Origin of the sequence: Thalassovita autumnalis, from assembly GCF_001458255.1 — a bacterium.
In the GTDB taxonomy this organism is placed as follows: domain Bacteria; phylum Pseudomonadota; class Alphaproteobacteria; order Rhodobacterales; family Rhodobacteraceae; genus Thalassobius; species Thalassobius autumnalis.
In genome coordinates, this window is the sequence record NZ_CYSB01000040.1 from 278,109 (window position 1) to 303,823 (window position 25,715).

The window sequence follows — 25,715 nt, forward strand, 5'->3', positions numbered from 1 at the left end:
CTGGTCCCTCCCCCAATGACGCTCTCCGTTCGGGTCAGGTTATCCCGTCAGGACCTAGGCCGAAAGTCCTGTTTTGCCCAAAATTTGGGCACAGTTTCGTGAGCTTTTTGCAGCCGCTGCGTGGGGTTAACGGTTGGCGCGTGCCAACAATACCACCGCAGAGAGGCCTACCAGAACCACAAGGATCGCAGCAGGCGAAGCGTCGCCCAGATTTTCCAAAGACGCCTGTTCGTGCACACGTGTGGCCAGGGTGTCAAAGTTGAACGGGCGCAACAGCAGCGTGGCCGGCAGTTCTTTCACCGCGTCCACAAACACCAGCAGCAAGGCAGACCCGACGGAGCCACGGATCAGCGGCGCATAAATCTGCCGCAACACCTGCCCCTTGCTGCGCCCCAGCGACCGCGCCGCCATCGGCAGGCTGGGCGAAACCCGCCCCATCGCCGCATCCGCCGCCCCTTGCGCAATGGCAAAGAACCGCACCCCATAGGCAAAGATCAGTGCCACCGATGATCCGGTGAGGATCAGGCCAATATCGACACCTGTCGCACCCTCGATCAAATCGGCCAGCCAATTGTCAAACAGCGCCAGCGGGATCAGGATACCAACCCCCAGAACAGCGCCGGGGGCCGCGTAGCCAATTGTGGTGATCGGCAGCAGCAGGCGCGGCAGCTGCCGCCCGGACAGGCGCACGCCGTAAACCATGAAGACCGCCGCCAGAACCGTCAGCACCGCCGCGATGCCGCCAACGTAAACGGTGTTCCCCAAGGCAGTGTACAGCGCCGGATCCTGCCACACCTCAGCGTTTTTCAGCGCGTGGTGCAGGATCACCCCAACCGGCAGCACAAATCCAATCGCAAAGGGAATGGCACAGGCCACCATGGCCGCCACTGCCGGCAGGCCCGACAGTTTGACCGGCTCCACCGCACGGTGGCGGCCTGTCATGGCAAAAAAGCGCGTCTTGCGACGGCTGACCTTTTCCATGGTCACCAGAAAGATCACCAAGACCAAAACCACCGAAGCCAGCTGCGCCGCGCCGCCTGCATTATTGCTCTCGAGCCAAACGGTGAAGATCCCGGTGGTCAGCGTCTGCACCGCGAAATAATCCACGGTGCCAAAGTCATTCACCGTTTCCATCATCGCAATCGCCATACCCGCCGCGATGGCAGGCCGCGCCAGCGGCAGTCCAACTCGCAAGAACCGGCCCAAGGCGCCAGACCCCAGGGACCGCGCCACCTCTTCCGTCGCGGCGGATTGTTCGCGAAACGCTTGTCGCGCCAGCAGATAGACATAAGGGTAGAGCGCCGCCGACAGCACAATCACCGCCGCACCAAAGCTGCGGATTTCCGGGAACCAGTAATCGCGCGATGTTTTCCACCCCATTATGCTGCGCAGCCAGGTTTGAACCGGCCCGGCGTATTCCAGCAGATCAACCAGCGCATAGGCACCCACATAGGCCGGGATCGCCAGCGGCAGCAGCAACAACCACTCCAGCCAACGCGACATTGGAAAGCGGTAACGCGCGATCAGCCAGGCCGCACAGGTCCCAACTGTTCCAGCGAGAATCCCCACCGACAACATCAGTAAAACGGTGGTGCGCATGTAGCGCGGCAAGGTGGTGGACAGCAGGTGCGGCCAGATATTGTCTGTCGGATTAAAGGCAATCCAGATTACGGCCACGATCGGCATCAGCACCAGCGCGGCAATCAAGGCTGCGCCGATGGACCAGGGGCTCCACCGCGTCAGGATGGATTTGCGAACTGTAGCGGGGGCCGATGTATCACTCATAGCTGCTCCATGCCTGAAAGCGGTTTAACTGTCCAGAAAAGACCTTATAGTGCTGAAAACAAGCCATTCCATCCTTGCCGCTATTCTGGAAATTCGATGCAAGTTGTCCTGCACGCCGGTGCGCATAACACTGATGATGATCGCCTGGTCCGCTGCCTGCTGAAAAACCGTGACAGTTTCTTCAAACGAGGCATCGCCGTGCCACGGCCTACAGCCTACCGGCGTTTAATCCGCGATGTGTTGCAAGCAATGGAAAAGGGTCCGCTGGCGCCTGACGCCCGCGAAACCCTGCTGGAAGAAATCCTGGATGGCGCGGATCATCCCGAACGTATCCTGTTTTCCAACGAACACTTCTTCTCGGTCCCCAAGGTGGCGATCAACAAGGGTGTCATCTACCCCGGCGCCGAACGCAAATTGACGCGCTTTTGTGAGATTTTTGAGCGTGATGAGGTGGAGTTATTTCTGGCCATCCGCAATCCGGCGACCTTCTTTCCCGCGGTTTATGCGCAATCACCCACTGACGACTTTCTGGATTTCATGGGCGGCGCGGATCCGCGTGATGTCCGTTGGAGTGAGCTGATCACCCGCCTGCGCGAAGCGGTGCCGCAGGCGCAGATCCACGTCTGGTGCAATGAGGACAGCCCGCTGTTGTGGGCGCAGCTGGTGCGGGAAATGGCCGCGCTGGAACATAATGAGAAGATCATCGGCGGCTTCGATCTCTTGTCTGAGATCATGAACAAAGAAGGCATGAAGCGCTTCCGCGGGTACCTCAAAGAGCATCCCAATATGAATGAGATGCAAAAACGCCGCGTGATCGCCGCCTTCCTGGATAAATTCGCATTAGAGGATGAGCTGGAAGAAGAAGTCGACCTGCCCGGTTGGACCGAAGACATGGTTGATAGCCTCACTGAGCTTTACGACGAAGACGTCTTCCAAATCTCCCGCCTCCCCGGCGTTACTATGATTGAGCCCTAGCGCTTCGTCCGGACCAGCCTCCAATCGTCAATTAGAATTTGAAAAACTGCTCTATCGCGCAGTCCCGGAACCGCGTTCCGTGCTTAGCTTTTGCTTACAATTTTTATAGACCAAATGGTCCAAAAAATTCTTCTTTACCGTTGACCGCTCCGCATCCATCCCTATTTAGTCCATACGGACGAAATAAAATCACCCTCGGACTAGGTTGATGCACCGGGGCTATTTGACTGGAGACTTTGAAGATGAGCACAAAATACGGCGGCGTTGACCGCAGCCATGACCGTTCTTTGGGTCCAAAACTGACCTTTGCCCTGCTGCACGGCACGATCGTGGCGATCTGTTTCTGGTTGGCTTTTGGGGGTTTGGACTGGGCCGATCCGACCCGCGCCAAAATTCTGGCGCTGGCAGCGGCGCTCTATTTCCTTCGCCACATGATCACCCTGTTTGTCCTGCTCCAGCGCCGCGTAGAGCTGTCCGAAGGATTGGGCCTGACCCTCTTCATCGCAGTGTTTGAACTTGGCTTTCTGCTGCTCGGCGCAGGTGCTTTGTCGGGGGAGGCCACACCGCTCAGCCTGTGGGACGGGTTGGGACTGGCACTGTTACTGCTGGGCTCATACCTGAACACCGGCTCGGAACTGCAGCGGCGCGCGTGGAAGAAACGCCCCTCGTCCAAAGGCAAGTGCTACACTGGCGGCCTGTTCGCCTATTCCATGCATATCAACTACTTAGGTGACAGCATTCTGTTCACCGGCTGGGCCTTGCTGACCGCGTCACTCTGGGCGTTTTCGATCCCGGCGCTGATGACCTTCATGTTCATCTTTTACCACATCCCACCACTCGACGCTTATCTGGCAGACCGTTACGGCGATCCGTTCAAGGCTTATGCGGCCAAAACGGCCAAGTTCCTGCCTTTTGTGTATTAAGCCCTGCAGCAGGGGGGAAGAAATTGCCGCCCCGCAAGACAACAAAAAACCCGGCCCTACCAGGCCGGGTTTTCTAATGAACCAAAGTGGCGGACCTTAGGACATGCCCAGCGCTTCTTTGTACATTTCCATCACCGCCTCTTCCTCGGCGATGTCGTCTTTGTCACGCTTGCGCAGCGCGATCAGCTTGCGCATGACCTTGGTGTCATAACCGCGGCCTTTGGCTTCGGCCATCACCTCTTTCTGGTGGTCGGCGATGTCTTTCTTTTCCATTTCCAGACGCTCAAACCGTTCGATGAACTGGCGCAGTTCATCCGCGGTGACGCGGTAGCTGGAATCTTTGTCCTGTTTGTAATCTTCGTCTTCCATGGCGCTCATCTCCATTGAGTTTCCCCTTCCCTATCGCCCCTGTCCGCGCCCCGCAAGCCCTTCGCAAAGCGACGTCGGAGCGCTTGCGAATTTGCGCCACATTGCAACGGCGCGGCGGATCGGTTAGGCCTCGGCCTCAGAGATCGTGAAAGAGCCAGAGAGTAGGACCAAAACGATGGAATGGTTGATTTGGATTGGGGCCGCAATGTCGGTGGCGGGTCTGTTTGGTCTGTTCTACTGTATCTTTAAAGTGGCCGGCGCCAAAAAGGCGGGCCTGAGCGATGAAGAAATGCGCGAAGCCGTCAAAAAAGTGGTGCCGCTGAACATGGGCGCGCTGTTCCTGTCGGTCTTTGGCCTGATGATGGTTGTGATGGGCATTTTCCTCGGCTGATCAGACCGCGGATTGGGGTTGGCCAGCCCGCCACAAGGCGCGGTCAGGCTGGCAGCACCACCCGGTTGCGCCCGATGCCATTGAGATCCGAAAAAGTCTGACCGTTTTTGACCATCGCTGCCAAGGCAGGGTCAGGGTCAAATAGGGCTGGCACCTCCTCAGCGCGGTGACGCAGGATCTGTAGGATCGCAAACATGCCGTGTTGTTCTGCGCTGTGCATCGGTCCGCCCTGACGGCGTGGCCATGCCTGCGACAGCACCATCAGTGCATCAATATCTGAAGGCCGCACCGCCGCCCCTGCCCGCAGCAGCTTGGCCCCCTGATTGGCCAATGCCGCAAGGGTCACCTCAACAATTTCGGCAGGTTTCGGCGGTGTGCGCCAGGGCTGCGCGTCATTTAACAGCGTACTCAGTTCTGGATCAGGCCGGGGCGTCTGCGGATCAGGCCACAGGTAGAACCCACGCCCGCCGTGACGGCCAAGCCGCCCGTCCTGCTGCATCAGTTGCAACAATGTGGCGTGGGTCACAGGCAAGGATGCCGCCACCAGCGCCAGACGACGGGACAGAACATCCAGCCCAACCCGGTCCATCGCGGCAAAAACGCCGTAGGGCAGCCCATAATCAATCAGCGCCTGGTCCACGGCATAGGGGCTGATGCCCTGCAGCAGGAAATACCAACCCACTTCGCGCAGGGCCGCCAGCATCGGCTCGGCCATGCTGCTGGGATGACCGCCGTTCCGCAGGCGCAACCGGCCAAGGCCGGTGATGAACTCGGCCACCGTTACCAGCGTTTCTGCGGAGGTCTGAGGCCCTGTGATCAGCTCTACCAGTTCGCCGCGCAACACAGGGGCGTGGAAGTGAAGGCCAAGGAAGTTTTCTGGCGCGGCCTGCCCCTTGGCCAGATTCGCCATCGGCAATAGCGCTGAGTGACTGGCCCGGATGGCATCGCGGGGCAGCACTTGATCAAGGGCCTGAAACACCTGCTGTTTGGCTTCGACACTTTCACCCACAGTTTCAAGAACCAAATCGGCCGCGGCCAGATCCTGCAGCTGGGCGGTGACCTGTATCTGGGCCAGTGCAGCCGCCGGATCGCCGCGCCCGGCCAGTGTTTGACAGGCCTTTTCCACCCGCGCCTCAGCCTCCGCCACGGCGGCGGCGTTGCGTTCATAGATCGTGACAGCTGTGCCGCGTGTCGCCGCGATCGCCGCGATGGCGCAGGCATTGGCGGATCCACCAACCAGCCCAAGGTGACGGATCGGGCGCGGTTTGGCCTCAGCCCGTTCCGGGAAGTGCTGAATGCGGCGGCGTGCTAGATAGGCATGGCGCAGTCCGGCAGCATAGTCCGACTGACGGCAATCCTCAGCCAGCGTTTCCTCCAACGCCAGACCTGCAGCGAGCGGCAGCAATTGACTGGCCTCCACACATTCAATCAGCTTGGTTTCCGAAGGGGCCACTTTGCCATGGTACTGGCCGCGCGCCGACTGCAGCGCCGCTTGGGTCGCGATCGGGTCGGCTGCGGATACCCGCGCATACCGCGCGCGGTCCCATTGATCGGGATGGTTGGCCAGCTGTTTTGCCAGCTCTACGGCCTGCGCCTCAAGGACGGCATCATCAGCCACGACCTCAGCAAAGCCGTCCATCACGGTTGAGCTGACAGCGAACATCCCCTCACCCAGCAAAATCCTGAGTGCCGATGAGGCCGGCAGGATATTTGGCAGGCGTTGCGTTGCACCGCCCAAAGGCAGCAGCCCCATGGCCATCGCCGGAAATCCCACATGGGTATCTGCAGAGGCCACCCGCGCATGTGCCGCCAGCGCCAGATCCACGGCGCCGCCAAGCACCCTGCCCCTAAGGGCCGCCACAATCGGTTTGGGAAATTCAGCCAGAAGCGAGGTCAGCTGCATCAGGCCCGGCTCTTGCACGGGGCGGCCCAACTCACCGATGTCCAGACCGGCTGAGAAGGCGGCGCCCACAGAGGTCAGAACCACCGCTGAAACCTCATCCTCATCCGCCAACGCGCTGAAACGAGCAATCAGCGCCGCGCGTAAATCCGGCGACAGGGTGTTTTGCGGTCCGTTTTCCATCCGCAGTATTGCAATGCCGTCCTGCACCTGCAGGCTAACCTGTTCTGCCACCTTGCCTCCTTGCGTGGCCAATTCACGCCCCTTGGATGATTTACTGTGCCAAGGGTGGCAGGGAAAAAGCAAGCCCCGCCTTGAGGTTGCGTCACGCTTGCTTTGGGCGTCGTCCGGCCAGAAACTCAGACCGGCATATTGTCAAAATAGCCTTCCAGCGGATCCTCATCCGCCGCAGAAGTCGCCTGAGAGGCGGCATTCGTCTTCGCTGTCTCACCAGCTGCGGCACTCACGGCCGCTTCGAGACGGGCAACCAGGCCACGTAGGTCCTGCGTGATATCCATCACTGCATCCCGCAGATCCTCTGGTCGCTGCTGCAGGAGCTGCCGCTCAATCTCCGCCAGCAGTTCTTGCATTTTCTGTTTCATAACCTTCCTCCCATGTAAGACGTCACCCTACCCGGCTTTCAGCCTTGTTTCGCCGCACAGGACGCACAGAACGGGGTGGCGGGCAGCAGGTTCAATCGGTCCTCCGCCACTTCGGTGCCGCATTGCACGCAGTAGCCATATTCGCCCTCCCGCATGCGCTGTAGCGCGGCGCGGATACGGCGGATCTCCTCCTGACCGGCCTGCCCCAACCCCTCCAGCACCTCTTCGCCCTCGCGTTCGACCGCAGCGTCTTCCCAGTCCTTGGAGTGCGGACTGTCCAACTCGGCCTCAATCCCATGCAAGCGGCTGTCAAGCTCCTGCAGGCGGTCCAGCAACTGTCCACGTCGGATATCCAGCGCAATCATGGCGTTCCCTCCTTAACGAAACAAAGAAAGTTTGGCATAATTTCAGGGTCTAGCGCCTTGATGCATGTCAACCCTGCACGGAAACCCAACAAGGGGGTTGAAACGTATTCGAATATTGTTATATGTTTTTCACAAATTCAGAGGATACACCCATGACCCCGCTCGTAACCGCCTTTTTCGATAACGCCACCAACACCATTTCTTATGTGGTGCAGGACCCTGCGGGCAAAGCCGCGGCAATCGTCGATTCCGTTTTGGATTTTGATTATTCCTCCGGCCGCACGGACACCGCATCGGCAGATGAAGTCATCGCCTATGTTCAAAAAGAAGGGCTGGAGGTTCAGTGGCTGCTGGAAACCCATGTCCACGCCGATCACCTGAGCGCTGCCCCCTACCTGCAAGAGAAGCTGGGTGGAAAAATCGGCATCGGTGACCAGATCAAGATCGTGCAGGACACCTTTGGCAAAGTGTTCAATGAAGGCACCGAGTTCCAGCGCGACGGCAGCCAGTTTGACAAGCTGTTCGTTGAAGGTGACAGCATCCATATCGGCCAGATGCGTCTGGACGTCCTGCATACGCCCGGCCACACCCCGGCCTGTCTGACCTATGTGGTGGGCGATGCGGCCTTTGTTGGCGACACTCTGTTCATGCCTGACTTTGGCACTGCGCGCTGCGACTTCCCCGGTGGCTCATCCGAGATGCTGTTCCAATCGATCCAGAAGATCCTGACCCTGCCGGATGAGACCCGCATATTTGTTGGTCACGACTATAAGGCACCCGGTCGCGAAGATTATGCCTGGGAAACCACGGTCGGCGAACAGAAAGCCAAAAACGTGCACATCGGTGCTGGCACCGCGCAGGACGACTTTGTCAAAATGCGCGATGAGCGGGATGCGCAACTGGCGATGCCTAAGCTGATCATCCCCTCCCTACAGGTGAACATGCGTGCGGGCCAGATGCCCGAACCGGATGAAGAGGGTGACGTCTTCCTCAAGGTGCCGGTCAACAAGCTCTGATCCCGCCTACCACATTTACTAAGCTCTTCCTGCCTGCGCCCACATGCGAACTGCGGCGCAGGAAAGGTAAACTATGACAACATCCAGGAAAGGAAACGCGATGTTGAGTGCAATCCCCGCAGACTGGCTCTGGGGCCTGGCAGGCGGTCTGCTGATCGGCCTTGGTGGCGCCGTCTACCTCTTGGCCAACGGGCGCATTATGGGCGCCAGCGGCATCATCGGTGGTCTTGTTGACCGCTCAGGCTGGTCCACATGGGCAGAACGGGTTGTGTTTTTGACCGGTGTCTTTGTGCTGCCGATCCTTTTGCTGCCCCTGACCGGTCCGGTTGACACCCATATCACCGACAATTGGATCGTGATCATCGCTGCGGGTCTGCTGGTTGGCATTGGTACCCGTCTGGCCAACGGCTGCACCTCGGGCCACGGGGTCTGCGGTATCTCACGCCTGTCGCTGCGCGGCATGGTGGCCACTGTTTTCTACATCATGGCAGGCGGGCTGACCGTCATCCTGTTCCGCCACATTCTGGGGGTGATCTGATGCGACTGTTCTATGCCTTTATCGCAGGTGGCCTGTTTGGCACCGGCTTGTTTCTGTCCGGTATGACCGACACATCCAAAGTGCAGGGTTGGCTGGATATCTTCGGCAACTGGGATCCCACGCTGGCCTTTGTCATGGGGGGTGCGATCATCCCTATGGCCATTGCCTGGCTGCTGGTGCCAGGGCGCAAACCTCTGGCCGGTGGTGAGTTTCCCGCCCCGCCAGCGCCCCGTCTGGGCCGCAACCTGGTGCTGGGATCGATCCTGTTTGGTGCAGGTTGGGGGCTGGCGGGGCTGTGCCCCGGACCATCGATTGCCTCGCTGTCGTATGGCGGTGCCGGCCATTGGGTCTTTGTCGCAGCGATGATCGCCGGCATGGCAGTAGCACCCGGCGTGCGGGTGACACTGGACAGGGCGGTTCCCGCAGAATAAGGCTGAGTACATGGATATTCGTCAGATTACACCCCGCTACTCCGTCTCGCCGCAGATCAACCCCGAAGATTTTGCCGCCATCAAGGCGGCAGGCTTCACCAAGGTGATCTGCAACCGTCCAGATGTTGAAAATCCGCCCAGCCATCAGGCCGATGCAATGGCCGCCGCCGCCGCGGCCGCGGGCATCCAGTTTGAAGTGCTGGAGCTGACCCATCAGACGATGACGCCCGACAACGTGGTGAAGCAGTTTGAGATGGTTGATGCGGCGGACGGCCCTGTTCTGGCCTATTGCGCCTCGGGCACCCGCTGCACGGTAATCTGGGCACTCAGCCAGGCTGGCAAAGCCTCCGCTGATGAGATCCTAGGCACTGCCGCGCAGGCTGGCTACATGCTGGAACAACTGCGGCCGCATCTGGAAGGCTGAACCGCGGGTAACACAAAACAGTTAATGCCGGGCATGTTTCATTGCCCGGCATTTTCTATGCCCTTTCTTTGGGCCCAGAGCTGAGAGCAGCGCCCGACACTGGGTGGGCGCAATAGACGCCACTCTTGCGCGCGACGTTGTAACAAAGCGCAGCGCTTCAGCCAGTCACAACTCCGAAAAAGCGCCCTCCCGTGAGGAGGGTCGGGCGCTGCTCAAGTAAGAAGTCCTCGCGAACCAACACTTACTCTAAGCGGCACCTATCATTCTGCCGCCTGACGCATCCGCATCGGCAGGGTCACCCGAAATGAGGCACCGCCCTGCCCCGGCAGATAGGTGATCGCACCGCCAAGGCGCGACATGATCTCACGGCAAATCGCCAGCCCCAGCCCCGCGCCGCCCGCTTTCTGGTCGCTCACTCGGGCGAATTTCTCAAAGATCAGATCCTGCTTGTCACGCGGCACCCCGGATCCATTGTCAGTGAAATCCACCACCAGATAGTTGTCCCGTTGGGCCACGCGAATGGTCAACTCGGGCCGGGGGGCATCGCAGTATTTCTTGGCATTTGCGATCAGGTTGATGAAGACCTGCGACAGCCGGTCCAGATCGGTTTCCATCTCCACATCCAGATCCAGACCGCGCCGATGAATGCGCAGCCCGGCCCCGCTGACCCCGGTAGAGGCCGTCGCGTGATCCAACAAAGCGGTCAGTGATCCGCGTTGAATGTTGAGGTTCACCTGACCGTTTTCCAGCACCGACAGATCCAGCAGATCGTCCAGCAGGCGGGTCAGGCGGATCGCCTCCTGATGGATGATATTGGCGTATTTGGTCAGCTGCTCCTGCCCCAGTTCCTCGGCATCGCGCAGGATTTCCGAAAACGACCTGATCGAAGTCATCGGCGTGCGCAGCTCATGACTGATCTGGCTGAGGAAGGCATCTTTCTGCACCGACAGCTGGGTCAGCTTGTCATTAGCCGCCCGCAGCTGTCTGGCGGTGCGGGTCAGTTCGGCTGATTTCGCCTCCAGCTGGCTTTGATGTTCCATCATCTGGGCGGTTTCATCGGCCACTGCCAGCAGATCCTCAACCGAAACCGTGGCCCGCCCCATGATCTGAGAAACCATCGCATGTGCCGTCGCCGCACCAACCGAGCCCGACATCTCGCGTTCCAGCATTTGCAGAAATTCTGGCGTCGGATCAGGCAGATAGCCCGCAAGCCCCTGTGCCGTCGCAGCCCGCTGGAACAGCGATTGCGCCTCCACTGGGCCCAAGATCCGCTGCGCCATGACCATCAGATCTTCGGCCTGCGCCACGCCGCCGGACCAGCCTTGCGGATTGCCGGTGTGCTGGAACACATTCACAAACTGCGCGCCCTGCAAACGTTCCAGCGGCTGCGGGAAGGTTAGCAACGACAAGAGGATGAACACGGCGGTGTTCAGGGTCATCGACCACATCACCGAATGCACCAGCGGATCCAGCCCGGTGATCCCAAACAGCGCCTCAGGGCGCAGCCAGGAATTGCCAAACAGCCCTGCCTCAAATACCGTTTCTGGCAGGAAAACACCCGGACCGAAGCTGGGCAGGAACAGGGTGAAGGCCCAGATGGCAAAGCCGACGGTCAGTCCAGCCAAGGCGCCCACACGGTTGGCTCCGCGCCAGAAAATCCCACCCATCAGCGCCGGCAGGAACTGCGCCACCCCAGCAAAAGAGATCAGGCCGATGGCCGCCAGCGCCTCCCCACCACCGGAGAACCGGTAATACAGATAGCCAAGTGCCAGCACCCCGGCGATTGAAAGGCGACGCGCCAGCAGGACCACATGGCGGACATCGCCGGAAATCATCGCGCCACCTTCGGCAAGGCGCAGCCAGATCGGCATCACGATATGGTTCGACACCATCGTTGACAGCGCAATCGCCGCCACGATCACCATCGAAGTGGCTGAGGAAAACCCGCCCAGGAACGAGAGCATCGCCAGCCCCTCCTGCCCCTGGCTCAGCGGCAGCGTCAGGACAAACTGATCGGGGTTGGCGCCTTCAGGCATCAGGTCCAGACCGACCACCGCAATGGGCACCACAAAAAGGCTCATCAACATCAGATAGGCCGGGAAGGCCCAGCTGGCGGTGCGCAGGTGGTTTTCGTCCTCATTTTCAACCACCAGCACCTGAAACATCCGCGGCAGGGTGAGGAAGGCCGCCGCCGACAGCAGCGTCAGCGCCGCCCAGCGCCCATCCGGCACCTGCCAGGTGCCAATGGCCGAGGCATCGATCCGGTCCAGCGTTGCCGACAGCCCACCGCCAATACCCCAGACCACGAAGATCCCCACCGCAACCAGTGCAAACAGCTTGACCACTGCCTCCAGCGCGATGGCCATGACCACCCCGTGGTGGCGTTCGTTGGCATCCAGATTTCGGGTCCCGAACAACACGGTAAACAGGGCCAGCCCAGCGGCGATCCAAAGGGCTGTAGCGTCATGATCGCCCAGTTGGCCCGCCTCATCCGCATTGGCCGAAAAACTGGCGAAGGACAGCGTAACTGACTGAAGTTGCAGCGCAATATAAGGCGTGGTCCCGATCACAGCGATCAGGGTCACAAAGACCGCCAGCAAGGGCGACTTGCCATAACGGGAGGAAATGAGGTCAGCGATTGAGGTGATGCGCTGGGTGCGTCCGATCCGCACCAGCTTGCGCAGGCCCCACCACCAGCCAATCATCACCAGTGTTGGCCCGATGTAGATGGTCAGAAACTCCAACCCGGAGCGCGCAGCAAAGCCAACGGCGCCATAAAACGTCCAGGCGGTGCAGTAGATCGACAGCGACAATGTGTAAACAAAAGGCGAGCGCAGCCATTTCGCCCGCCCCCTGAGTGCAGCCCGTTCGGCCATGAAGGCCACCAGAAACAACAGCGCCACATAGCCAAGGCACACCGCGATGAGGATATTCAATGTTCCCATCAGCGCGGGCCCTCCTGCGGGTTTGATCGCTCACTTTCGGCTTTGCCGTCCAGCCAGATGGACAGCACAGCCGCCAGGCAGGCCAGCACGAACCAGACTGAGAAAATATAGAGCATCGCCCGTGAGGTTGAGACGGGCGCGCCGCCTTCGCGGGTCCAGAGCAGCGGGATCGCCCACAGCGCAGCGCCCAGAAACGGCATCAACCGCGCCCCATCCATCAAACGCCGCAAGCGATAGCTGCGCCGTTCCAAAAACAGGGGCGATTGCTTGCGGCTCATTGCGGCACCAGTTCGCGCAGGGCCTCCAGAACTTCGGCGTTAGAGAAGGGCTTGGTCATAAACCGACTGGCCCCGATCCGCTCGGCCAGATCGCGGTCTTTGCTCTGGCCACGCGCGGTCAGCATCAACACCGGCAGATCCCGTGTTGCCTCGCCTTCGCGCAGTTCCGTCAGAATGTCATAACCGGATTTTCCCGGCAGCATGACATCCAGAATCACCAAATCGGGGCTCTTGTCGCGCACCACATCCACAGCATCATGGCCGTTTGAATGGGTCGCAACAGTCCAGCCGTCACGCGATAATATGAAAGAAATCGCCTCGATGATGTTTGGCTCATCTTCGATGACAAGGACATGTTTGCCCATGTATCGCCCCCCCTTGAGCACTCAATTTCAAAATTCCCTGACTGTTATTGCCACATTCAGGGGACAAGTCAAAACCCATCCGTCAGGATCGATGGCTCGCGCCGGCCAGCGCAGTCCTGCAATGGGCAGATCCGGCAGCTCACGCCAAGTGGCACCGCACGCTCCGCCCGCCGTGCGCCGGGGGCTTGTGATACGATCAGCATATGAGCGTGAAACAACGGATCTTCGCCAAACCTGGGCGGCGTTGCCGGCTCTGAAATCGCATAGGCCACAAAGGCCGCTTCGCCGCGCGGATCCTGTTCCACCACCTGCCGGATTGGCACCATGGGGCGTGAGAGCGCCTGAAACAGCGGCCATTTCGGACAGGCTGCGCCAAACCGCGGCAAGGCGAAACCTTCGATGGCTTTGCGGAAAATCAGCGTGCCCGAGGCATCGCAGCTGACCAATCCGATCGCAGGAATGCCGTCCGCTGCAGGCAGTTCAGCCATCCGCCGCATCGCGCGCGACAGGCTGACGCCAAAGATCTGCGCCACCGACGACGGGTCTGGACCATACTCGCGCACACAGGCAAGCACCTGGTCCAGCGGCATGTCACGGCCGTCTTCAATATAGCGTTCCAGATAGCTGCGCGCGAAACCGCGACCGGCGACAGATTGCAGAACATCGGCGCCTTGCAGGATGGTCTCGACCTCACTGCGTTTGCCATTTTCCAACTGCGCAAAGTGATAATTCGCATCCTTCAGGAAGGCCTCCAACTCCTCCTGAGGGGAGGCAAGACCGCCCTGTTCTTCCGCACCCTCATCCAGATAAGACACCAGCGCCTGCGCACTTTCCGCCAATCGCGCGGCGTCTTCGTTGACGTTTCGGTGGAACCGGTCACGCCATTCCGGCTCCAACTCCGGGGTGTCGGCCAGAATCCCCGCGGTCGAGCGGATCGCCGTCACGGTGGAAATCACCTCATGTAGCGCGGCGGCAAGATAGGGGTCATGGGTCAGACGGTCGGTCAGGGTTTCCACTGTCCGTTCCAGCTCCAACACCCTGCGGTGGCGGCGGGTCAACAGCTCGGCCCAGCCCGGATAACGACCGGCAAAAGCCTCGGGCGTTTCTTCAACCGGGGCGGTGCTGGGATCGGCGGCGCGCGCTTCCCCAAGTGTGGCCAGCATCGCCGCTTCGGCCCCTTCGGACAGGATCGAAGGTTCCACACCCAGCACTTCGGCCAGCGACAGGAGGAGTTTTCCGCCGATTCTGCGCCTGTTATGTTCGATCAGATTGAGATATGAGGCCGAAATACCGGCTTTTTGCGCCAATTCGGCCTGTCGCATTCCCTGCATGATCCGCCTTTCGCGGATCCTTGTCCCGGTAAGCTGCCCCTGCGGCATTTTCTTTTCCCATAAAAATCAAAGCGCTTCTGCAATGCAGAAAAATTTCTTTACAATGCATACCACAGCATTGTGCAAATATTTACAAAAAAAATGTTACGCAAAAAGCCATTGTTGCGAAATTTTCCAACCGCCCCCGATAATGAATTTGCACAAATGTGCGCGTGGGGACGCAAGAGGAGGCGTCGCCACACGTCTTGAAACGGGAGGAATTTATGACCAAGACCAATATGTCTCGTCGTGGTGTGCTGAAGTCGGGGGCCGTTGCCGGTGCCGGGCTGGCAGTGCCGACGATCTTTACCGCGCAGTCCGCTGCCGCATATACAAACGAACCCACTGGCAGCTCGGTTACGCTGGGCTTCAACGTGCCGCAAACCGGCCCCTACGCTGACGAAGGTGCCGACGAACTGCGCGCCTATCAGCTGGCGGTAGAACACCTGAATGGTACCGGTGCTGACAACGGCATGCTGGAAACCTTCTCGTCGAAGGCTCTGCAAGGCAACGGTATCCTGGGCAAGAAGGTCGAATATGTGACCGGCGACACCCAGACCAAATCTGACGCCGCACGTGCATCGGCCCGTTCGATGATCGAAAAAGACGGCGCCGTCATGATCACCGGTGGCTCAAGCTCCGGTGTGGCTGTGGCTGTTCAGGCCCTGTGTCAGGAAGCTGGCGTCATCTTCATGGCCGGCCTTACCCACTCCAACGACACCACCGGTAAGGACAAGAAGGCCAATGGCTTCCGCCACTTCTTCAACTCCTACATGTCCGGTGCGGCGCTGGCGCCGATCTTGGCCAACAACTACGGCACCGACCGTAAAGCCTATCACCTGACCGCAGACTACAACTGGGGCTACACCACTGAAGAAGCGGTGAAAACCTCGACCGAAGCCATGGGTTGGGAAACCGTTGCTGCGGTACGTACCCCGCTGACGCAGACGGACTTCTCGTCCTATATTGCGCCGGTTCTGCAGTCGGGCGCCGACGTTCTGGTTCTGAACCACTACGGCGGTAACATGGTGAACTCGCTGACCAACGCGGTTCAGTTCGGCCTGCGCGACAAGCTGGTCAACAACAAGAACTTCGAAATTGTTGTTCCGCTCTACTCGCGCCTGATGGCGAAGGGTGCAGGTGCCAACGTTAAAGGCATCTATGGTTCGACCAACTGGCACTGGTCGCTGCAGGACGAAGGCTCGCAAGCCTTTGTACGTTCCTTCGGCACCAAATACGGCTTCCCGCCGAGCCAGGCCGCGCACACCTGCTACGTTCAGACCCTGCTTTATGCTGATGCTGTTCAGCGCGCCGGTTCGTTCAACCCATGTGCTGTTGCTGAAGCTCTGGAAGACTTTGAGTTCGACGGCATGGGCAACGGTAAGACCCTGTATCGCGGGGCGGACCACCAGTGCTTCAAAGACGTGCTGGTTGTGAAAGGGAAAGAGAACCCGACTTCGGAATTCGACCTTCTGGAGATCGTGGAAGTGACCCCGACCGCTCAGGTGACCTACGACGCCTCGATCTTCGGTGGCGAACTGGGCGCTTGCAACCCGGGCACCTAATCAAACCAAGCAGGCCGGCTGGCAGCAGTCTGAGCCGGCCTGCAACACTTCTACATGGCGCGCCGCCTCCCGAAACCCTTTGGTGAATGGCGGCACCATGTTTTTCAACACAGGTGGGGACTATGGACGCAATTATCCTGCAGATCCTGAACGGGCTCGATAAGGGCTCTGCCTACGCGCTGATCGCGCTCGGGCTTACTCTGATTTTCGGCACGCTGGGAGTGGTGAACTTCGCCCACGGCGCGCTGTTCATGATCGGTGCTTTCTGCGCCGTTACACTTAACCGCATTCTGACGCTCAGCCATCAGGTTGTAGACCCGACGCGCACGGATTTTCTGGGCAACCCCATGAAGGTCGACGTGCCGTATGTCTTTGACATGTTCGGCGAAGCCGCCGGACAATCGATCATCGACTGGTCTGTGCCGCTTGCCATCCTCTTTGCCATCCCGGTGATGGTCCTGGTCGGCGTGATCATGGAACGCGGTCTGATCAAGTTTTTCTACAAGCGCCCCCATGCGGACCAGATCCTGGTGACCTTTGGTCTGGCGATCGTGCTGCAGGAAATCATCAAATACTACTACGGCGCCAACCCGATCCCGACCCCGGCCCCCGAGGCCTTCAAAGGCTCGTTCGATTTCGGCGCAATGCTGGGCTTTGATCCAAACACCATCATCTACCCCTACTGGCGTCTGGTTTACTTCTGCTTTGCCGCTCTGATCATCGGTGCTGTCTTTGTCTTCCTGCAGTTCACCACCTTCGGGATGGTTGTCCGCGCCGGTATGGCAGACCGCGAAACCGTTGGCCTTCTGGGCATCGACATCGACAAGCGCTTTACCATCATGTTTGGCCTTGCGGCCGCGGTCGCGGGTCTGGCGGGTGTGATGTATGCGCCGATCAACGCGCCGAACTATCACATGGGCATGGACTTCCTTGTGCTCAGCTTCGTTGTGGTTGTGGTCGGCGGCATGGGCTCCCTGCCCGGCGCTGTCGCCGCAGGCTTCCTGCTTGGCATTCTGGAAAGCTTTGCCTCCATGCGTGAGGTCATCGCCTTCATCCCCGGTATCAACCAGGTCATCATCTACCTGGTCGCCATTATCATTCTGTTGACACGTCCGCGGGGCCTGATGGGCCGCAAAGGCGTGATGGAGGACTGATCCATGTTTGGTCTCGATAAGAAAGACGCCACACTGCTCGTGGTCGTCGCCATCCTCGCCCTGTTTGCACCGTTCATCCTGAACCCCTTCCCCGAAGGCTCAGCCATGGCGCAGTTCAACGCAGGCTACCCTGACCTGATGCAGCGTTTCGTGATCTTTGGGATCTTCGCCATCGGCTTTAACATCCTGTTTGGCCTGACCGGCTACCTGTCCTTTGGCCACGCGGCCTTCCTGGGTGTGGGTTCCTACGCGGCGATCTGGATGATGAAACTACTGACGATGAACGTCATCCCGGCCATCATCGTTTCGGTGATCGTTGCGGGTCTGATCAGCTTCCTCGTGGGCTGGATCTCACTGCGCCGCTCGGGCATCTACTTCTCCATCCTGACGCTGGCCTTTGCCATGATGATGTATCAGCTGGCCTATTCGGACCTGTTTGGGCAGCTGTTCGGTGGTGTGCTGACCGGCGGTGAAACTGGCCTTCAGCCGAAGGTTAATGATCCCCGCATTCTGGACGCGGCACTGGCCGAAGGCGCAACACCCAAAGCACATCTGTTTGGTCTGGAAATGGGCGCGAGTTACAAGCTGGCCGTCGGCAGCTGGGAGTTCACCTTCAACGCAGGCTACTACATCGCCGCCGTTGCAATGCTGGCTGCCTTCTACATGTCGATCCGCATCTTCCGCTCGCCCTTCGGGCTGATGCTGCGCTCGGTCAAGTCGAACCAGCAGCGCGTCAGCTACACCGGTCTGAACCCACGTCCCTACACGCTGGCGGCCTTCGTCATCTCGGGCATGTATGCCGGTCTGGCTGGTGGCCTCTTGGTGGCAATGGACACTCAGGTGGGCGCGGAACGGATGTTCTGGACTGCCTCGGGTGAGGTTGTGATCATGACCATTCTAGGCGGTGCTGGCACCTTGATCGGTCCTGTTCTGGGCTCGGGTCTGCTGAAGTACATGGAAAACATCCTGTCCAAGATCAACAAAGGCGTGCTGGAGGGCTGGTTCTCCTTCATGCCGGATGGGATGTCGGATTTCTTCATCGCGATCACCAACCTCTTTGTGGGCAAACAGTGGCACATCACCACCGGTGTGATCTTCATGCTGGTCATCATCTTCGTACCCGGTGGTCTGGTTGAACTGGGCAAACGCATCGGCAACCTGCTGACCCGCAAGAAACAACCCAACAATACCGACGGATCGGCCAAGGCCGAGCCTGCAGAGTAAGGAGACAACAATGGGTATCCTTGAAGTCAAAGGCGTCAACAAACGCTTCGGCGGCCTGCAGGCGCTGGGGGACGTGAACCTGAGCGTGAAAGAAAACTCGGTTCATGCCATCATCGGCCCCAACGGGGCAGGCAAATCCACCCTGCTGAACTGTCTGGTGGGCAAGCTGATCCCCGACACCGGGTCGGTCATGTTCAACGGTCAGTCCGTGCTGGGGCGCAAGCCTTATGAGATCAACCAGATGGGCATCAGCCGCGTGTTCCAGACCCCTGAGATCTTTGGTGATCTTTCGGTGCTGGAAAACATGATGATCCCGATCTTTGCCAAGCGTGACGGGGCCTTCCGCATGCATGCGGTCAAAGACATGATGAGCGAAAAACAGGTGGTGGAAGCCGCTCAGCACATGCTGGAAGAAATGAACATGGCGGACAAACACGGCATGAACGCCGCCGCCATGTCGCGCGGGGACAAACGCCGTCTGGAAATCGGCATGTGTCTGGCCCAGGAACCGCGCCTGTTGCTGCTGGATGAACCCACCGCCGGTATGGCGCGGGCAGACACCAACAACACCATCGATCTGTTGAAACAGATCTCGGATGAGCGCGACATCACCATCGCCATCATCGAACACGACATGCATGTGGTGTTCTCTCTGGCCAACCGGATCACCGTTCTGGCGCAGGGCACCCCCCTGGTCGAAGACGATCCGGAAAACATCAAAGGCAACCCAAAGGTACGCGAAGCGTATCTGGGTGAGACCGCGTAAGGAGGCCGACCATGAATGTGAAACCTGATTTTTCCAAAGGTCACAACCTTGCTGAAACCGCCCCCGCCTACCTGTCGGTGTGGGATCTGCATGCCTACTACGGTGAAAGCTACATCGTTCAGGGTGTCGACTTTAACGTCCACGAAGGTGAGATCCTCGCGCTTCTGGGCCGCAACGGCGCTGGCAAAACCTCCACCCTGCGGGCCATCGCGCGGCTGGATGATCCTGAAATCCGCCGCGGTGAGGTTTGGCTGGACCACCAGCCGCTGCACCTGATGAAATCGCACGAAGCCGCCCGTGCCGGGATCGGTCTGGTGCCCGAAGATCGCCGCATCATTCCCGGTCTGACGGTTGAGGAAAACCTGAAGCTGGCCCAGATCGCCCCGCCCATCGGCTGGTCGCTGGAACGTCTTTATGAGTTGTTCCCGCGTCTGGGTGAACGCCGCCAGCAGGAAGGTGTCACGCTTTCTGGGGGCGAACAGCAGATGCTGGCCATCGCCCGCGCCCTGGCACGTGACATCAAGGTTTTGTTGCTGGATGAACCTTACGAAGGCCTTGCACCGGTGATTGTGGATGAGATCGAGCGCACGCTGCGCAAGATTAAGGAACAGGGGATCACCACGGTAATTGTTGAACAAAATGCCGTCCGTGCCCTTGAACTTGCCGACCGTTCCGTGATCCTTGATACCGGTAACGTGGTGTTTGACGGATCCGCGGCTGAGGTCTTGCAGAACAAAGAACTGCGGGAGGAGTACCTCGCCATCTGATGTGGCCCGCAAACACTTCTGTTCGCCCGCCTCTCCTGAGGCGGGCTGACGCAATTTAGGGATCGAGGGAGGACCCCAAAAATGACGGACGCCGTTTATCCGGTTCCAGAGGACTTTGCCGCCAAAGCCCATATCGACGCCGCCAAATATCAGGACATGTATGACGCTTCGGTCAAAGATCCTGAGGCCTTCTGGGCCGAACATGGCAAGCGGATTGACTGGATTGAACCTTTCACCAAGGTCAAAGACACCAACTTCAAGCTGGGCGAAGTCAGCATCAAATGGTTCGAAGATGGCGTGTTGAACGTCTCGGCCAACTGTATCGACCGCCACCTCGCCACCCGGGGGGAGCAGACCGCGATCATCTGGGAACCAGATGAGCCGGACGCCGAAGCGCTGCACATCACCTATAATGAGCTGTCGGAGAAGGTGAACCGTTTCGCCAATGTCCTGCTCAGCCAGGGTGTGATGCGGGGCGACCGCGTGGTGATCTACCTGCCGATGATCCCCGAAGCGGCGTATGCCATGCTGGCCTGTGCCCGGATCGGTGCGATCCATTCAATCGTTTTTGCAGGTTTCAGCCCCGATGCGCTGGCCAACCGGATCAATGACTCTGAAGCAAAGCTGCTGATCACAGCCGACACCGCACCGCGTGGGGGCCGCCGCACGGCGCTGAAATCCAACGCGGATCAGGCGCTGTTGCATTGCTCGGACAAGGTGCGCTGCCTGGTGGTGAAACACACCGGCGATCAGACCACTTGGGTTGATGGCCGTGATGTCGACGTCAAAGCGCTGATGGAAACCGCCAGCCCTGACTGCCCGCCGCGCCCGATGAACGCCGAAGATCCGCTGTTCATCCTCTACACCTCGGGCTCCACCGGGAAACCCAAGGGGGTTGTGCATTCCTCCGGTGGCTATCTGGTCTATGCTGCGATGACCCATCAATACACCTTCGATTATCACGAAGGCGATGTGTACTGGTGTACTGCAGACGTCGGTTGGGTCACCGGCCACAGCTATATCGTCTATGGCCCGCTGGCCAACGGCGGCACCACGGTGATGTTCGAAGGTGTGCCCACCTACCCGGATGCGGGCCGGTTCTGGGCTGTGTGTGAAAAGCACAAGGTCAACCAGTTCTACACCGCCCCCACCGCCATTCGTGCGCTGATGGGGCAGGGCAATGAGTTTGTTGAAAAATACGACCTCAGCGACCTGAAACTCTTGGGCACGGTGGGGGAACCGATCAACCCCGAAGCGTGGAACTGGTACAATGAGGTTGTCGGCAAGGGCAGCCGCCCGATCGTTGACACCTGGTGGCAGACCGAAACCGGCGGTCACATGCTGACCCCGCTGCCGGGCGCAACTGCGCTGAAACCGGGTTCGGCCACCAAACCGTTCTTTGGTGTGCAGCCGGTCCTGCTGGAAGCCACCACGGGCGAGGAGATCCACGAGACCGCAGCCGAAGGTGTGCTGGCGATCAAAGACAGCTGGCCCGGTCAGATGCGCTCGGTCTGGGGCGATCATGAGCGGTTTGAGAAGACCTATTTTGCCGATTACAAAGGCTACTACTTCTCAGGCGACGGTTGCCGCCGTGACGCCGATGGCGACTACTGGATCACCGGCCGTGTGGATGATGTGATCAACGTCTCCGGCCACCGGATGGGCACGGCTGAGGTCGAAAGCGCCCTGGTGGCCCATGCCAAAGTGGCCGAGGCCGCGGTGGTGGGCTACCCGCATGACATCAAGGGGCAAGGCATCTACTGCTATGTCACGCTGATGAACGGCGAAGAGCCCAGCGAAGAGCTGCGCAAGGAGCTGCGCACCTGGGTGCGGACTGAGATCGGCCCGATCGCAGCCCCTGACCTGATCCAGTGGGCCCCCGGCCTGCCGAAAACCCGTTCGGGCAAGATCATGCGCCGCATCCTGCGCAAGATCGCCGAAGATGACTTCGGCGCGCTTGGCGACACCTCGACCCTGGCGGATCCATCTGTGGTGGACGATCTGATCGAAAACCGCATGAACCGCTAAGCGGGTTCCCGAAACAGAACAACAAGGCCCGGCTGTCATTGCCGGGCCTTTTTTGTTTTCGCTGATTTGACGTTTGTGACAAACCCGACACGTTTCTATGACAAGTGGGTCGCAACAAGACGCCCCTGCCCCGGCGAATCCGCCAAGTTTGGGGACAAAACAGACCTGAAGAGAAAGCCTGACCTGATGTCGAAAATTCTGGTTATGACCGATCTGCACCTCGTGGTGCCGCCTGAAACCATCATCGATCTCAGCCCGGCGGAACGTTTGGCCGAAGGATTGGCCCATGCCGCCAAGATGCACCCGGATGCCGACCATCTGGTTTTGACCGGCGATCTGACCAACGAGGGCACGCCCGCGCAATATGCAGTTCTGCAACCTCTGCTGGCGGATCTGCCCTGGCCCGCCACCATGTTGATGGGCAATCACGATCTACGCGAACCGTTCCGCGCCAGTTTCCCCGACGCGCCGGTGACCGAGGATGGTTTCGTGCAAGCGGTGATCGATCTGCCCGATGTGCGCCTGATCACGCTGGACACTTTGGACACCGAAGCTGAGGTCCTGCATTCCGGCGTCCTCTGCCCGGCCCGCCTGAACTGGCTGAAGGCGGCGCTGGAAGGGGCGGAGGGCAAGCCCTGTCTGGTGTTCCTGCATCATCCGCCGTTTGACACCGGGTTTAACGGGATGGACGGCATCGGGCTGACCAATGCGCCCGAACTGCTGGCGCTGACCGCAGAGTACAATGTGCGCCACCTCTTTGCCGGGCATATCCACCGCACCATCACCGCCACTGTCGCCGGCCAGTCCATGACCGTGTTCAAAAGCACCTGTCACCAGATGCCGATGCTTTTGGGGCAAGAAGGATTTGGCCATTCCGTACCGGAGCCGGGCGCCTATGGCATCATCCTCACCCGGGGTGAGGATGTGATCGTCCACACCGAGGATTTCACCCTGCCAGAGATGGAAAACAAGGACTTTGAGGCGCATTAAGCACCTCAAAAGAGTTCTGTTTAGGTTTTGGCCACCTCAAGGATGGAAACATGGGCCGCCACCGCGGCACCGCCCATGTTGAACACCAGCCCCATATTGGCATCGGGATGCTGCATGCCGTCCGCTTGCCCTGTGACCTGACGCGCGACCATCGTGTGCATCGACACGCCCGTCGCGCCGATCGGGTGGCCCTTGGCCTTCAACCCGCCCGACAGGTTCACCGGCAGGCGTCCCCCGGCCTGCACCACACCGTCGCGCAGCAGGCTCGCCCCCTGCCCGCGTGGCGCGAGGCCCATCGCCTCATAGATCAGCAACTCGGCAATGGTGAAACAGTCATGCACCTCAGCGACATCCATATCGTTGACGGTGATGCCCGCCCGCTCATAGGCCAACGCCATCGCCCGGCTGGGCCCTTCAAAGCCCACCAGATCCCGCCCCGCCATCGGCAACAGGTCATTCACATGCGCAACCGAGCGGATCTTAACCGCCTTTTGCACATCCCCCAGCAGATCTTCCGCCACCAAAACCACCGCAGCGGCACCGTCTGACACCAGCGAACAATCGGTCTTTTTCAACGGGGCCGCGATCATCGGGTTGCGGTCACTTTCGGTGGCGCAAAACTCCAGGTCCAAAGGTTTCTGCAACTGCGCCAGCGGGTTGTTCACCGAATTTCCATGGTTCTTGGCGGCGATCTGGGCCAATGCCATCGATTGGTCGCCATATTCAGCGAAATAGGCTTTGGCAAATTCGGCAAAAACACCGGGGAAGGAAATACCTGCCTCGGTCCGCTGATAGGCCGCGCGCCCCAGCGCCTGCGTCACCTCGGGGCCGGGCAGATGGGTCATCATCTCAGCCCCGACAACCAGCGCCACCTTGCATTCGCCCGCCAGGATCGCCTGACGTGCGGCGTGAATTGCGGCAGATCCTGTGGCACAGGCGTTTTCCACCCGCACCGCCGGTTTGAACCGCAGATCGGGATCGATTGACATCATCAGCGAGGAGGCAAAGCCATCATCCACCATGCCCGCGTTGAAATGACCCAGCCACATGCCGTCCACCTCAGCCGCCGGGATCCCCGCATCCGCCAGCGCTTCACGCCCGGCCTCCACAATCAACTGTTCCAAACTCTGATCGCTCAGGCGGCCAAATTTGGTGTGCCCCCAGCCAACGATGTAAACCATTTTGCATCCCTCCTATGCTTGCAGCAAAGAATGCAGCTGTCATTTCTGCGATCAATTGGTAGAAATACGCGCAATCTAGGGGAGAGGGGCATTATGGATATCGCGGATCTGGGCTTTGAATTTGCCCCTATTGGCCTGTGTATGCTGGAAAACCGCGTGATCCGGGGCTGCAACCGCCAGTTTGCCGAAACCTTTGGCGGCAGCGTTGACAGTTTCACCGATGTGCCCTTTGCCGAGTTTTACGTCAGCCCCGAAGATTACGAAAACATCGGTGCACGTGGGTTGGCCGCCATGTCCGAAACCGGCCGCTATTCCGACGAGCGGGTGATGACCCGCCGGTCGGGCGAAATGTTCTGGTGCCGGGTGCGTGGTGTGTCGCTCACCCCCGAAGATCCGTTTCAGCGCGGCATCTGGTCGGTGACGGATCTTTCAGATGAACGCCCGATTGTAGAACTGACCCAGCGCGAACGCGAGGTGGCGATCCTGACCTGCCGCGGCCTGACCAGCAAAGAGATCGGTCTGGAGCTGGACCTGTCTTATCGCACGGTTGAGGTCTATCGCGCCCGGCTGCTGGAAAAATTTCAGGCCCGCAAGCTGGCGGAATTGGTCGCAAAACTCTCGGGCATGCCGCTTTGATTCTGCGGCCCCGGCCCAGCAACAGAAGGGCCATAGCGTGTTCTGCGAAGCTTTTTTTGACAATTCCCCTCGAAATTTTCTGCACGAAACCCCATTTTGCCCCCCAGATGGGCGCTTTCCGCTTCGTCAAGGATGGCGTATAAGCCCTCCAGATGGGGATAGGGCGGATCCGTACATGCGCCCACCACAAACCGGTCGAGGGAATGATGACTAATAAGAAACACGACTCCGACGTCGAATTTATTCAGGCTCTGGCAGAGCTGCTGGCAGACAACGATCTGACTGAGCTGGAAGTGATGCGTGAATATGGTGACAACGACAGCCTCAACGTTCGCGTGAGCCGCGCCAGCCAGACCGCCATTCAGGTCGCAGCCCCGGTCGCCGCAGCCCCTGTTGCTGCCGCACCTGCCGCCGCCCCCGCCGCAGCCGCCCCGGCTGCCGCACCCGCCGCGGCCCCTGCCGCCGCAGAGGATCCCGCCAGCCATCCTGGCGCCGTGACCTCGCCCATGGTCGGCACCGTTTACCTTCAGGCAGAGCCCGGCGCCCCGTCCTTTGTCAGCGTTGGCAGCCAGGTCAGCGAAGGCCAGACCCTGCTGATCATCGAAGCGATGAAAACCATGAACCAGATCCCGGCCCCGAAATCGGGCACCGTGAAGCGTATTCTGGTCGAAGACGGCGGTGCCGTTGAGTTCGGCGCCCCTCTGGTCATCATCGAGTAAGGCCGCGC

26 protein-coding genes are annotated in these 25,715 nt (G+C 59.7%); 16 read left to right on the plus strand and 10 right to left on the minus strand.

Annotated features, from left to right (window positions below; all coding sequences use genetic code 11):
- Positions 1-126 precede the first annotated feature (126 nt).
- Entirely contained in the window at positions 127-1,785 is a 1,659-nt protein-coding gene (locus TL5118_RS18055) for an ABC transporter permease (protein WP_058244244.1), read from the minus strand.
- A gap of 96 nt (positions 1,786-1,881) precedes the next feature.
- On the opposite strand from TL5118_RS18055, the gene TL5118_RS18060 reads away from it, so the two are divergent.
- A complete protein-coding gene (locus TL5118_RS18060; RefSeq protein ID WP_058244245.1) occupies positions 1,882-2,760 on the plus strand; it encodes a hypothetical protein in 879 nt (292 codons plus the stop codon).
- A 242-nt stretch (positions 2,761-3,002) separates the two neighbouring features.
- On the plus strand, positions 3,003-3,683 hold the full coding sequence (locus TL5118_RS18065; RefSeq protein ID WP_058244246.1) for a methyltransferase family protein: 681 nt from the start codon (positions 3,003-3,005) through the stop codon (positions 3,681-3,683).
- A 96-nt stretch (positions 3,684-3,779) separates the two neighbouring features.
- Here the strand turns inward: TL5118_RS18065 and TL5118_RS18070 are convergent, their stop codons facing one another.
- Positions 3,780-4,067: a DUF2312 domain-containing protein gene (locus TL5118_RS18070; RefSeq protein WP_242601812.1), complete on the minus strand. Its 288-nt coding sequence runs from the start codon at positions 4,065-4,067 to the stop codon at positions 3,780-3,782.
- 160 nt (positions 4,068-4,227) lie between these two features.
- On the opposite strand from TL5118_RS18070, the gene TL5118_RS18075 reads away from it, so the two are divergent.
- Positions 4,228-4,443 carry a hypothetical protein gene (locus tag TL5118_RS18075; RefSeq protein WP_058244247.1) on the plus strand — a complete coding sequence of 72 codons (216 nt, stop codon included), beginning with the start codon at positions 4,228-4,230 and terminating at the stop codon, positions 4,441-4,443.
- 43 nt (positions 4,444-4,486) lie between these two features.
- On the opposite strand, the gene TL5118_RS18080 is transcribed toward TL5118_RS18075, so the two are convergent.
- The 3 genes from TL5118_RS18080 to TL5118_RS18090 all read right to left on the minus strand — a co-directional run bounded on the left by TL5118_RS18080 (position 4,487) and on the right by TL5118_RS18090 (position 7,310).
- Positions 4,487-6,577 carry a 3-hydroxyacyl-CoA dehydrogenase NAD-binding domain-containing protein gene (locus TL5118_RS18080; protein WP_058244248.1) on the minus strand — a complete coding sequence of 697 codons (2,091 nt, stop codon included), beginning with the start codon at positions 6,575-6,577 and terminating at the stop codon, positions 4,487-4,489.
- Positions 6,578-6,702: 125 nt separating this feature from the next.
- Entirely contained in the window at positions 6,703-6,945 is a 243-nt protein-coding gene (locus tag TL5118_RS18085; RefSeq protein ID WP_058244249.1) for a hypothetical protein, read from the minus strand.
- A gap of 38 nt (positions 6,946-6,983) precedes the next feature.
- Positions 6,984-7,310, minus strand: coding sequence for a TraR/DksA family transcriptional regulator (locus TL5118_RS18090; RefSeq protein ID WP_058244250.1), 327 nt, complete (start codon positions 7,308-7,310; stop codon positions 6,984-6,986).
- 152 nt (positions 7,311-7,462) lie between these two features.
- Between TL5118_RS18090 and TL5118_RS18095 the strand changes: the two genes are divergently transcribed.
- The 4 genes from TL5118_RS18095 to TL5118_RS18110 all read left to right on the plus strand — a co-directional run bounded on the left by TL5118_RS18095 (position 7,463) and on the right by TL5118_RS18110 (position 9,719).
- Positions 7,463-8,326 carry an MBL fold metallo-hydrolase gene (locus TL5118_RS18095; protein ID WP_058244251.1) on the plus strand — a complete coding sequence of 288 codons (864 nt, stop codon included), beginning with the start codon at positions 7,463-7,465 and terminating at the stop codon, positions 8,324-8,326.
- 112 nt (positions 8,327-8,438) lie between these two features.
- Entirely contained in the window at positions 8,439-8,864 is a 426-nt protein-coding gene (locus tag TL5118_RS18100) for a YeeE/YedE family protein (protein ID WP_106404243.1), read from the plus strand.
- Positions 8,864-9,295, plus strand: a complete 432-nt coding sequence (locus TL5118_RS18105) for a DUF6691 family protein (protein ID WP_058244253.1) — start codon at positions 8,864-8,866, stop codon at positions 9,293-9,295. Before TL5118_RS18100 ends, TL5118_RS18105 begins: the two co-directional genes overlap by 1 nt.
- Before the next feature lie 10 nt (positions 9,296-9,305).
- Complete coding sequence (locus tag TL5118_RS18110) at positions 9,306-9,719, plus strand: protein tyrosine phosphatase family protein (RefSeq protein ID WP_058244254.1); 414 nt, start codon at positions 9,306-9,308, stop codon at positions 9,717-9,719.
- 260 nt (positions 9,720-9,979) lie between these two features.
- On the opposite strand, the gene TL5118_RS18115 is transcribed toward TL5118_RS18110, so the two are convergent.
- The 4 genes from TL5118_RS18115 to TL5118_RS18130 all read right to left on the minus strand — a co-directional run bounded on the left by TL5118_RS18115 (position 9,980) and on the right by TL5118_RS18130 (position 14,686).
- The gene (locus tag TL5118_RS18115) at positions 9,980-12,664 is read right to left on the minus strand and encodes an ATP-binding protein (protein WP_058244255.1); all 2,685 of its coding nucleotides are present in this window, start codon (positions 12,662-12,664) and stop codon (positions 9,980-9,982) included.
- Entirely contained in the window at positions 12,664-12,942 is a 279-nt protein-coding gene (locus tag TL5118_RS18120) for a hypothetical protein (protein ID WP_058244256.1), read from the minus strand. Before TL5118_RS18120 ends, TL5118_RS18115 begins: the two co-directional genes overlap by 1 nt.
- Entirely contained in the window at positions 12,939-13,307 is a 369-nt protein-coding gene (locus tag TL5118_RS18125) for a response regulator transcription factor (protein WP_058244257.1), read from the minus strand. The genes TL5118_RS18120 and TL5118_RS18125 overlap by 4 nt, the downstream gene beginning before the upstream one ends.
- A 68-nt stretch (positions 13,308-13,375) precedes the next feature.
- Positions 13,376-14,686, minus strand: coding sequence for a helix-turn-helix transcriptional regulator (locus TL5118_RS18130; protein WP_058244258.1), 1,311 nt, complete (start codon positions 14,684-14,686; stop codon positions 13,376-13,378).
- A gap of 215 nt (positions 14,687-14,901) precedes the next feature.
- Here TL5118_RS18130 and TL5118_RS18135 point away from each other — a divergent pair, with 215 nt between their 5' ends.
- The 7 genes from TL5118_RS18135 (at position 14,902) to TL5118_RS18165 (ending at position 23,171) form a co-directional block, all read left to right on the plus strand.
- Entirely contained in the window at positions 14,902-16,242 is a 1,341-nt protein-coding gene (locus tag TL5118_RS18135; protein WP_058260815.1) for a substrate-binding protein, read from the plus strand.
- Between the two features lie 122 nt (positions 16,243-16,364).
- The gene (locus tag TL5118_RS18140) at positions 16,365-17,396 is read left to right on the plus strand and encodes a branched-chain amino acid ABC transporter permease (RefSeq protein WP_058244259.1); all 1,032 of its coding nucleotides are present in this window, start codon (positions 16,365-16,367) and stop codon (positions 17,394-17,396) included.
- Between the two features lie 3 nt (positions 17,397-17,399).
- Complete coding sequence (locus TL5118_RS18145; protein ID WP_058244260.1) at positions 17,400-18,620, plus strand: branched-chain amino acid ABC transporter permease; 1,221 nt, start codon at positions 17,400-17,402, stop codon at positions 18,618-18,620.
- A gap of 10 nt (positions 18,621-18,630) precedes the next feature.
- Complete coding sequence (locus TL5118_RS18150) at positions 18,631-19,386, plus strand: ABC transporter ATP-binding protein (RefSeq protein WP_058244261.1); 756 nt, start codon at positions 18,631-18,633, stop codon at positions 19,384-19,386.
- Positions 19,387-19,397: 11 nt separating this feature from the next.
- The gene (locus tag TL5118_RS18155; RefSeq protein ID WP_058244262.1) at positions 19,398-20,153 is read left to right on the plus strand and encodes an ABC transporter ATP-binding protein; all 756 of its coding nucleotides are present in this window, start codon (positions 19,398-19,400) and stop codon (positions 20,151-20,153) included.
- A gap of 81 nt (positions 20,154-20,234) precedes the next feature.
- Positions 20,235-22,181, plus strand: coding sequence for an acetate--CoA ligase (gene acs / locus TL5118_RS18160; RefSeq protein WP_058244263.1), 1,947 nt, complete (start codon positions 20,235-20,237; stop codon positions 22,179-22,181).
- 186 nt (positions 22,182-22,367) lie between these two features.
- Positions 22,368-23,171, plus strand: a complete 804-nt coding sequence (locus tag TL5118_RS18165; RefSeq protein WP_058244264.1) for a phosphodiesterase — start codon at positions 22,368-22,370, stop codon at positions 23,169-23,171.
- 20 nt (positions 23,172-23,191) lie between these two features.
- Here the strand turns inward: TL5118_RS18165 and TL5118_RS18170 are convergent, their stop codons facing one another.
- Positions 23,192-24,352, minus strand: a complete 1,161-nt coding sequence (locus tag TL5118_RS18170) for an acetyl-CoA acetyltransferase (protein WP_058244265.1) — start codon at positions 24,350-24,352, stop codon at positions 23,192-23,194.
- A 99-nt stretch (positions 24,353-24,451) separates the two neighbouring features.
- Here TL5118_RS18170 and TL5118_RS18175 point away from each other — a divergent pair, with 99 nt between their 5' ends.
- Complete coding sequence (locus TL5118_RS18175; protein WP_058244341.1) at positions 24,452-24,988, plus strand: LuxR C-terminal-related transcriptional regulator; 537 nt, start codon at positions 24,452-24,454, stop codon at positions 24,986-24,988.
- Positions 24,989-25,194: 206 nt separating this feature from the next.
- Positions 25,195-25,707 (plus strand): acetyl-CoA carboxylase biotin carboxyl carrier protein, encoded by a 513-nt coding sequence (gene accB / locus TL5118_RS18180; protein WP_058244342.1) that lies wholly within the window; start codon positions 25,195-25,197, stop codon positions 25,705-25,707.
- Positions 25,708-25,715: the final 8 nt, after the last annotated feature.

Excerpts from the sequence above, each read along its gene's own strand:
- TL5118_RS18055 (WP_058244244.1), bottom strand. The coding sequence starts at position 1,785 with ATGAGTGATACATCGGCCCCCGCTACAGTTCGCAAATCCATCCTGACG.
- TL5118_RS18060 (WP_058244245.1), top strand. The coding sequence starts at position 1,882 with ATGCAAGTTGTCCTGCACGCCGGTGCGCATAACACTGATGATGATCGC.
- TL5118_RS18065 (WP_058244246.1), top strand. The coding sequence starts at position 3,003 with ATGAGCACAAAATACGGCGGCGTTGACCGCAGCCATGACCGTTCTTTG.
- TL5118_RS18070 (WP_242601812.1), bottom strand. The coding sequence starts at position 4,067 with ATGGAGATGAGCGCCATGGAAGACGAAGATTACAAACAGGACAAAGAT.
- TL5118_RS18075 (WP_058244247.1), top strand. The coding sequence starts at position 4,228 with ATGGAATGGTTGATTTGGATTGGGGCCGCAATGTCGGTGGCGGGTCTG.
- TL5118_RS18085 (WP_058244249.1), bottom strand. The coding sequence starts at position 6,945 with ATGAAACAGAAAATGCAAGAACTGCTGGCGGAGATTGAGCGGCAGCTC.
- TL5118_RS18090 (WP_058244250.1), bottom strand. The coding sequence starts at position 7,310 with ATGATTGCGCTGGATATCCGACGTGGACAGTTGCTGGACCGCCTGCAG.
- TL5118_RS18095 (WP_058244251.1), top strand. The coding sequence starts at position 7,463 with ATGACCCCGCTCGTAACCGCCTTTTTCGATAACGCCACCAACACCATT.
- TL5118_RS18105 (WP_058244253.1), top strand. The coding sequence starts at position 8,864 with ATGCGACTGTTCTATGCCTTTATCGCAGGTGGCCTGTTTGGCACCGGC.
- TL5118_RS18110 (WP_058244254.1), top strand. The coding sequence starts at position 9,306 with ATGGATATTCGTCAGATTACACCCCGCTACTCCGTCTCGCCGCAGATC.
- TL5118_RS18115 (WP_058244255.1), bottom strand. The coding sequence starts at position 12,664 with ATGGGAACATTGAATATCCTCATCGCGGTGTGCCTTGGCTATGTGGCG.
- TL5118_RS18120 (WP_058244256.1), bottom strand. The coding sequence starts at position 12,942 with ATGAGCCGCAAGCAATCGCCCCTGTTTTTGGAACGGCGCAGCTATCGC.
- TL5118_RS18125 (WP_058244257.1), bottom strand. The coding sequence starts at position 13,307 with ATGGGCAAACATGTCCTTGTCATCGAAGATGAGCCAAACATCATCGAG.
- TL5118_RS18130 (WP_058244258.1), bottom strand. The coding sequence starts at position 14,686 with ATGCCGCAGGGGCAGCTTACCGGGACAAGGATCCGCGAAAGGCGGATC.
- TL5118_RS18135 (WP_058260815.1), top strand. The coding sequence starts at position 14,902 with ATGACCAAGACCAATATGTCTCGTCGTGGTGTGCTGAAGTCGGGGGCC.
- TL5118_RS18140 (WP_058244259.1), top strand. The coding sequence starts at position 16,365 with ATGGACGCAATTATCCTGCAGATCCTGAACGGGCTCGATAAGGGCTCT.
- TL5118_RS18145 (WP_058244260.1), top strand. The coding sequence starts at position 17,400 with ATGTTTGGTCTCGATAAGAAAGACGCCACACTGCTCGTGGTCGTCGCC.
- TL5118_RS18150 (WP_058244261.1), top strand. The coding sequence starts at position 18,631 with ATGGGTATCCTTGAAGTCAAAGGCGTCAACAAACGCTTCGGCGGCCTG.
- TL5118_RS18155 (WP_058244262.1), top strand. The coding sequence starts at position 19,398 with ATGAATGTGAAACCTGATTTTTCCAAAGGTCACAACCTTGCTGAAACC.
- acs (WP_058244263.1), top strand. The coding sequence starts at position 20,235 with ATGACGGACGCCGTTTATCCGGTTCCAGAGGACTTTGCCGCCAAAGCC.
- TL5118_RS18165 (WP_058244264.1), top strand. The coding sequence starts at position 22,368 with ATGTCGAAAATTCTGGTTATGACCGATCTGCACCTCGTGGTGCCGCCT.
- TL5118_RS18170 (WP_058244265.1), bottom strand. The coding sequence starts at position 24,352 with ATGGTTTACATCGTTGGCTGGGGGCACACCAAATTTGGCCGCCTGAGC.
- accB (WP_058244342.1), top strand. The coding sequence starts at position 25,195 with ATGACTAATAAGAAACACGACTCCGACGTCGAATTTATTCAGGCTCTG.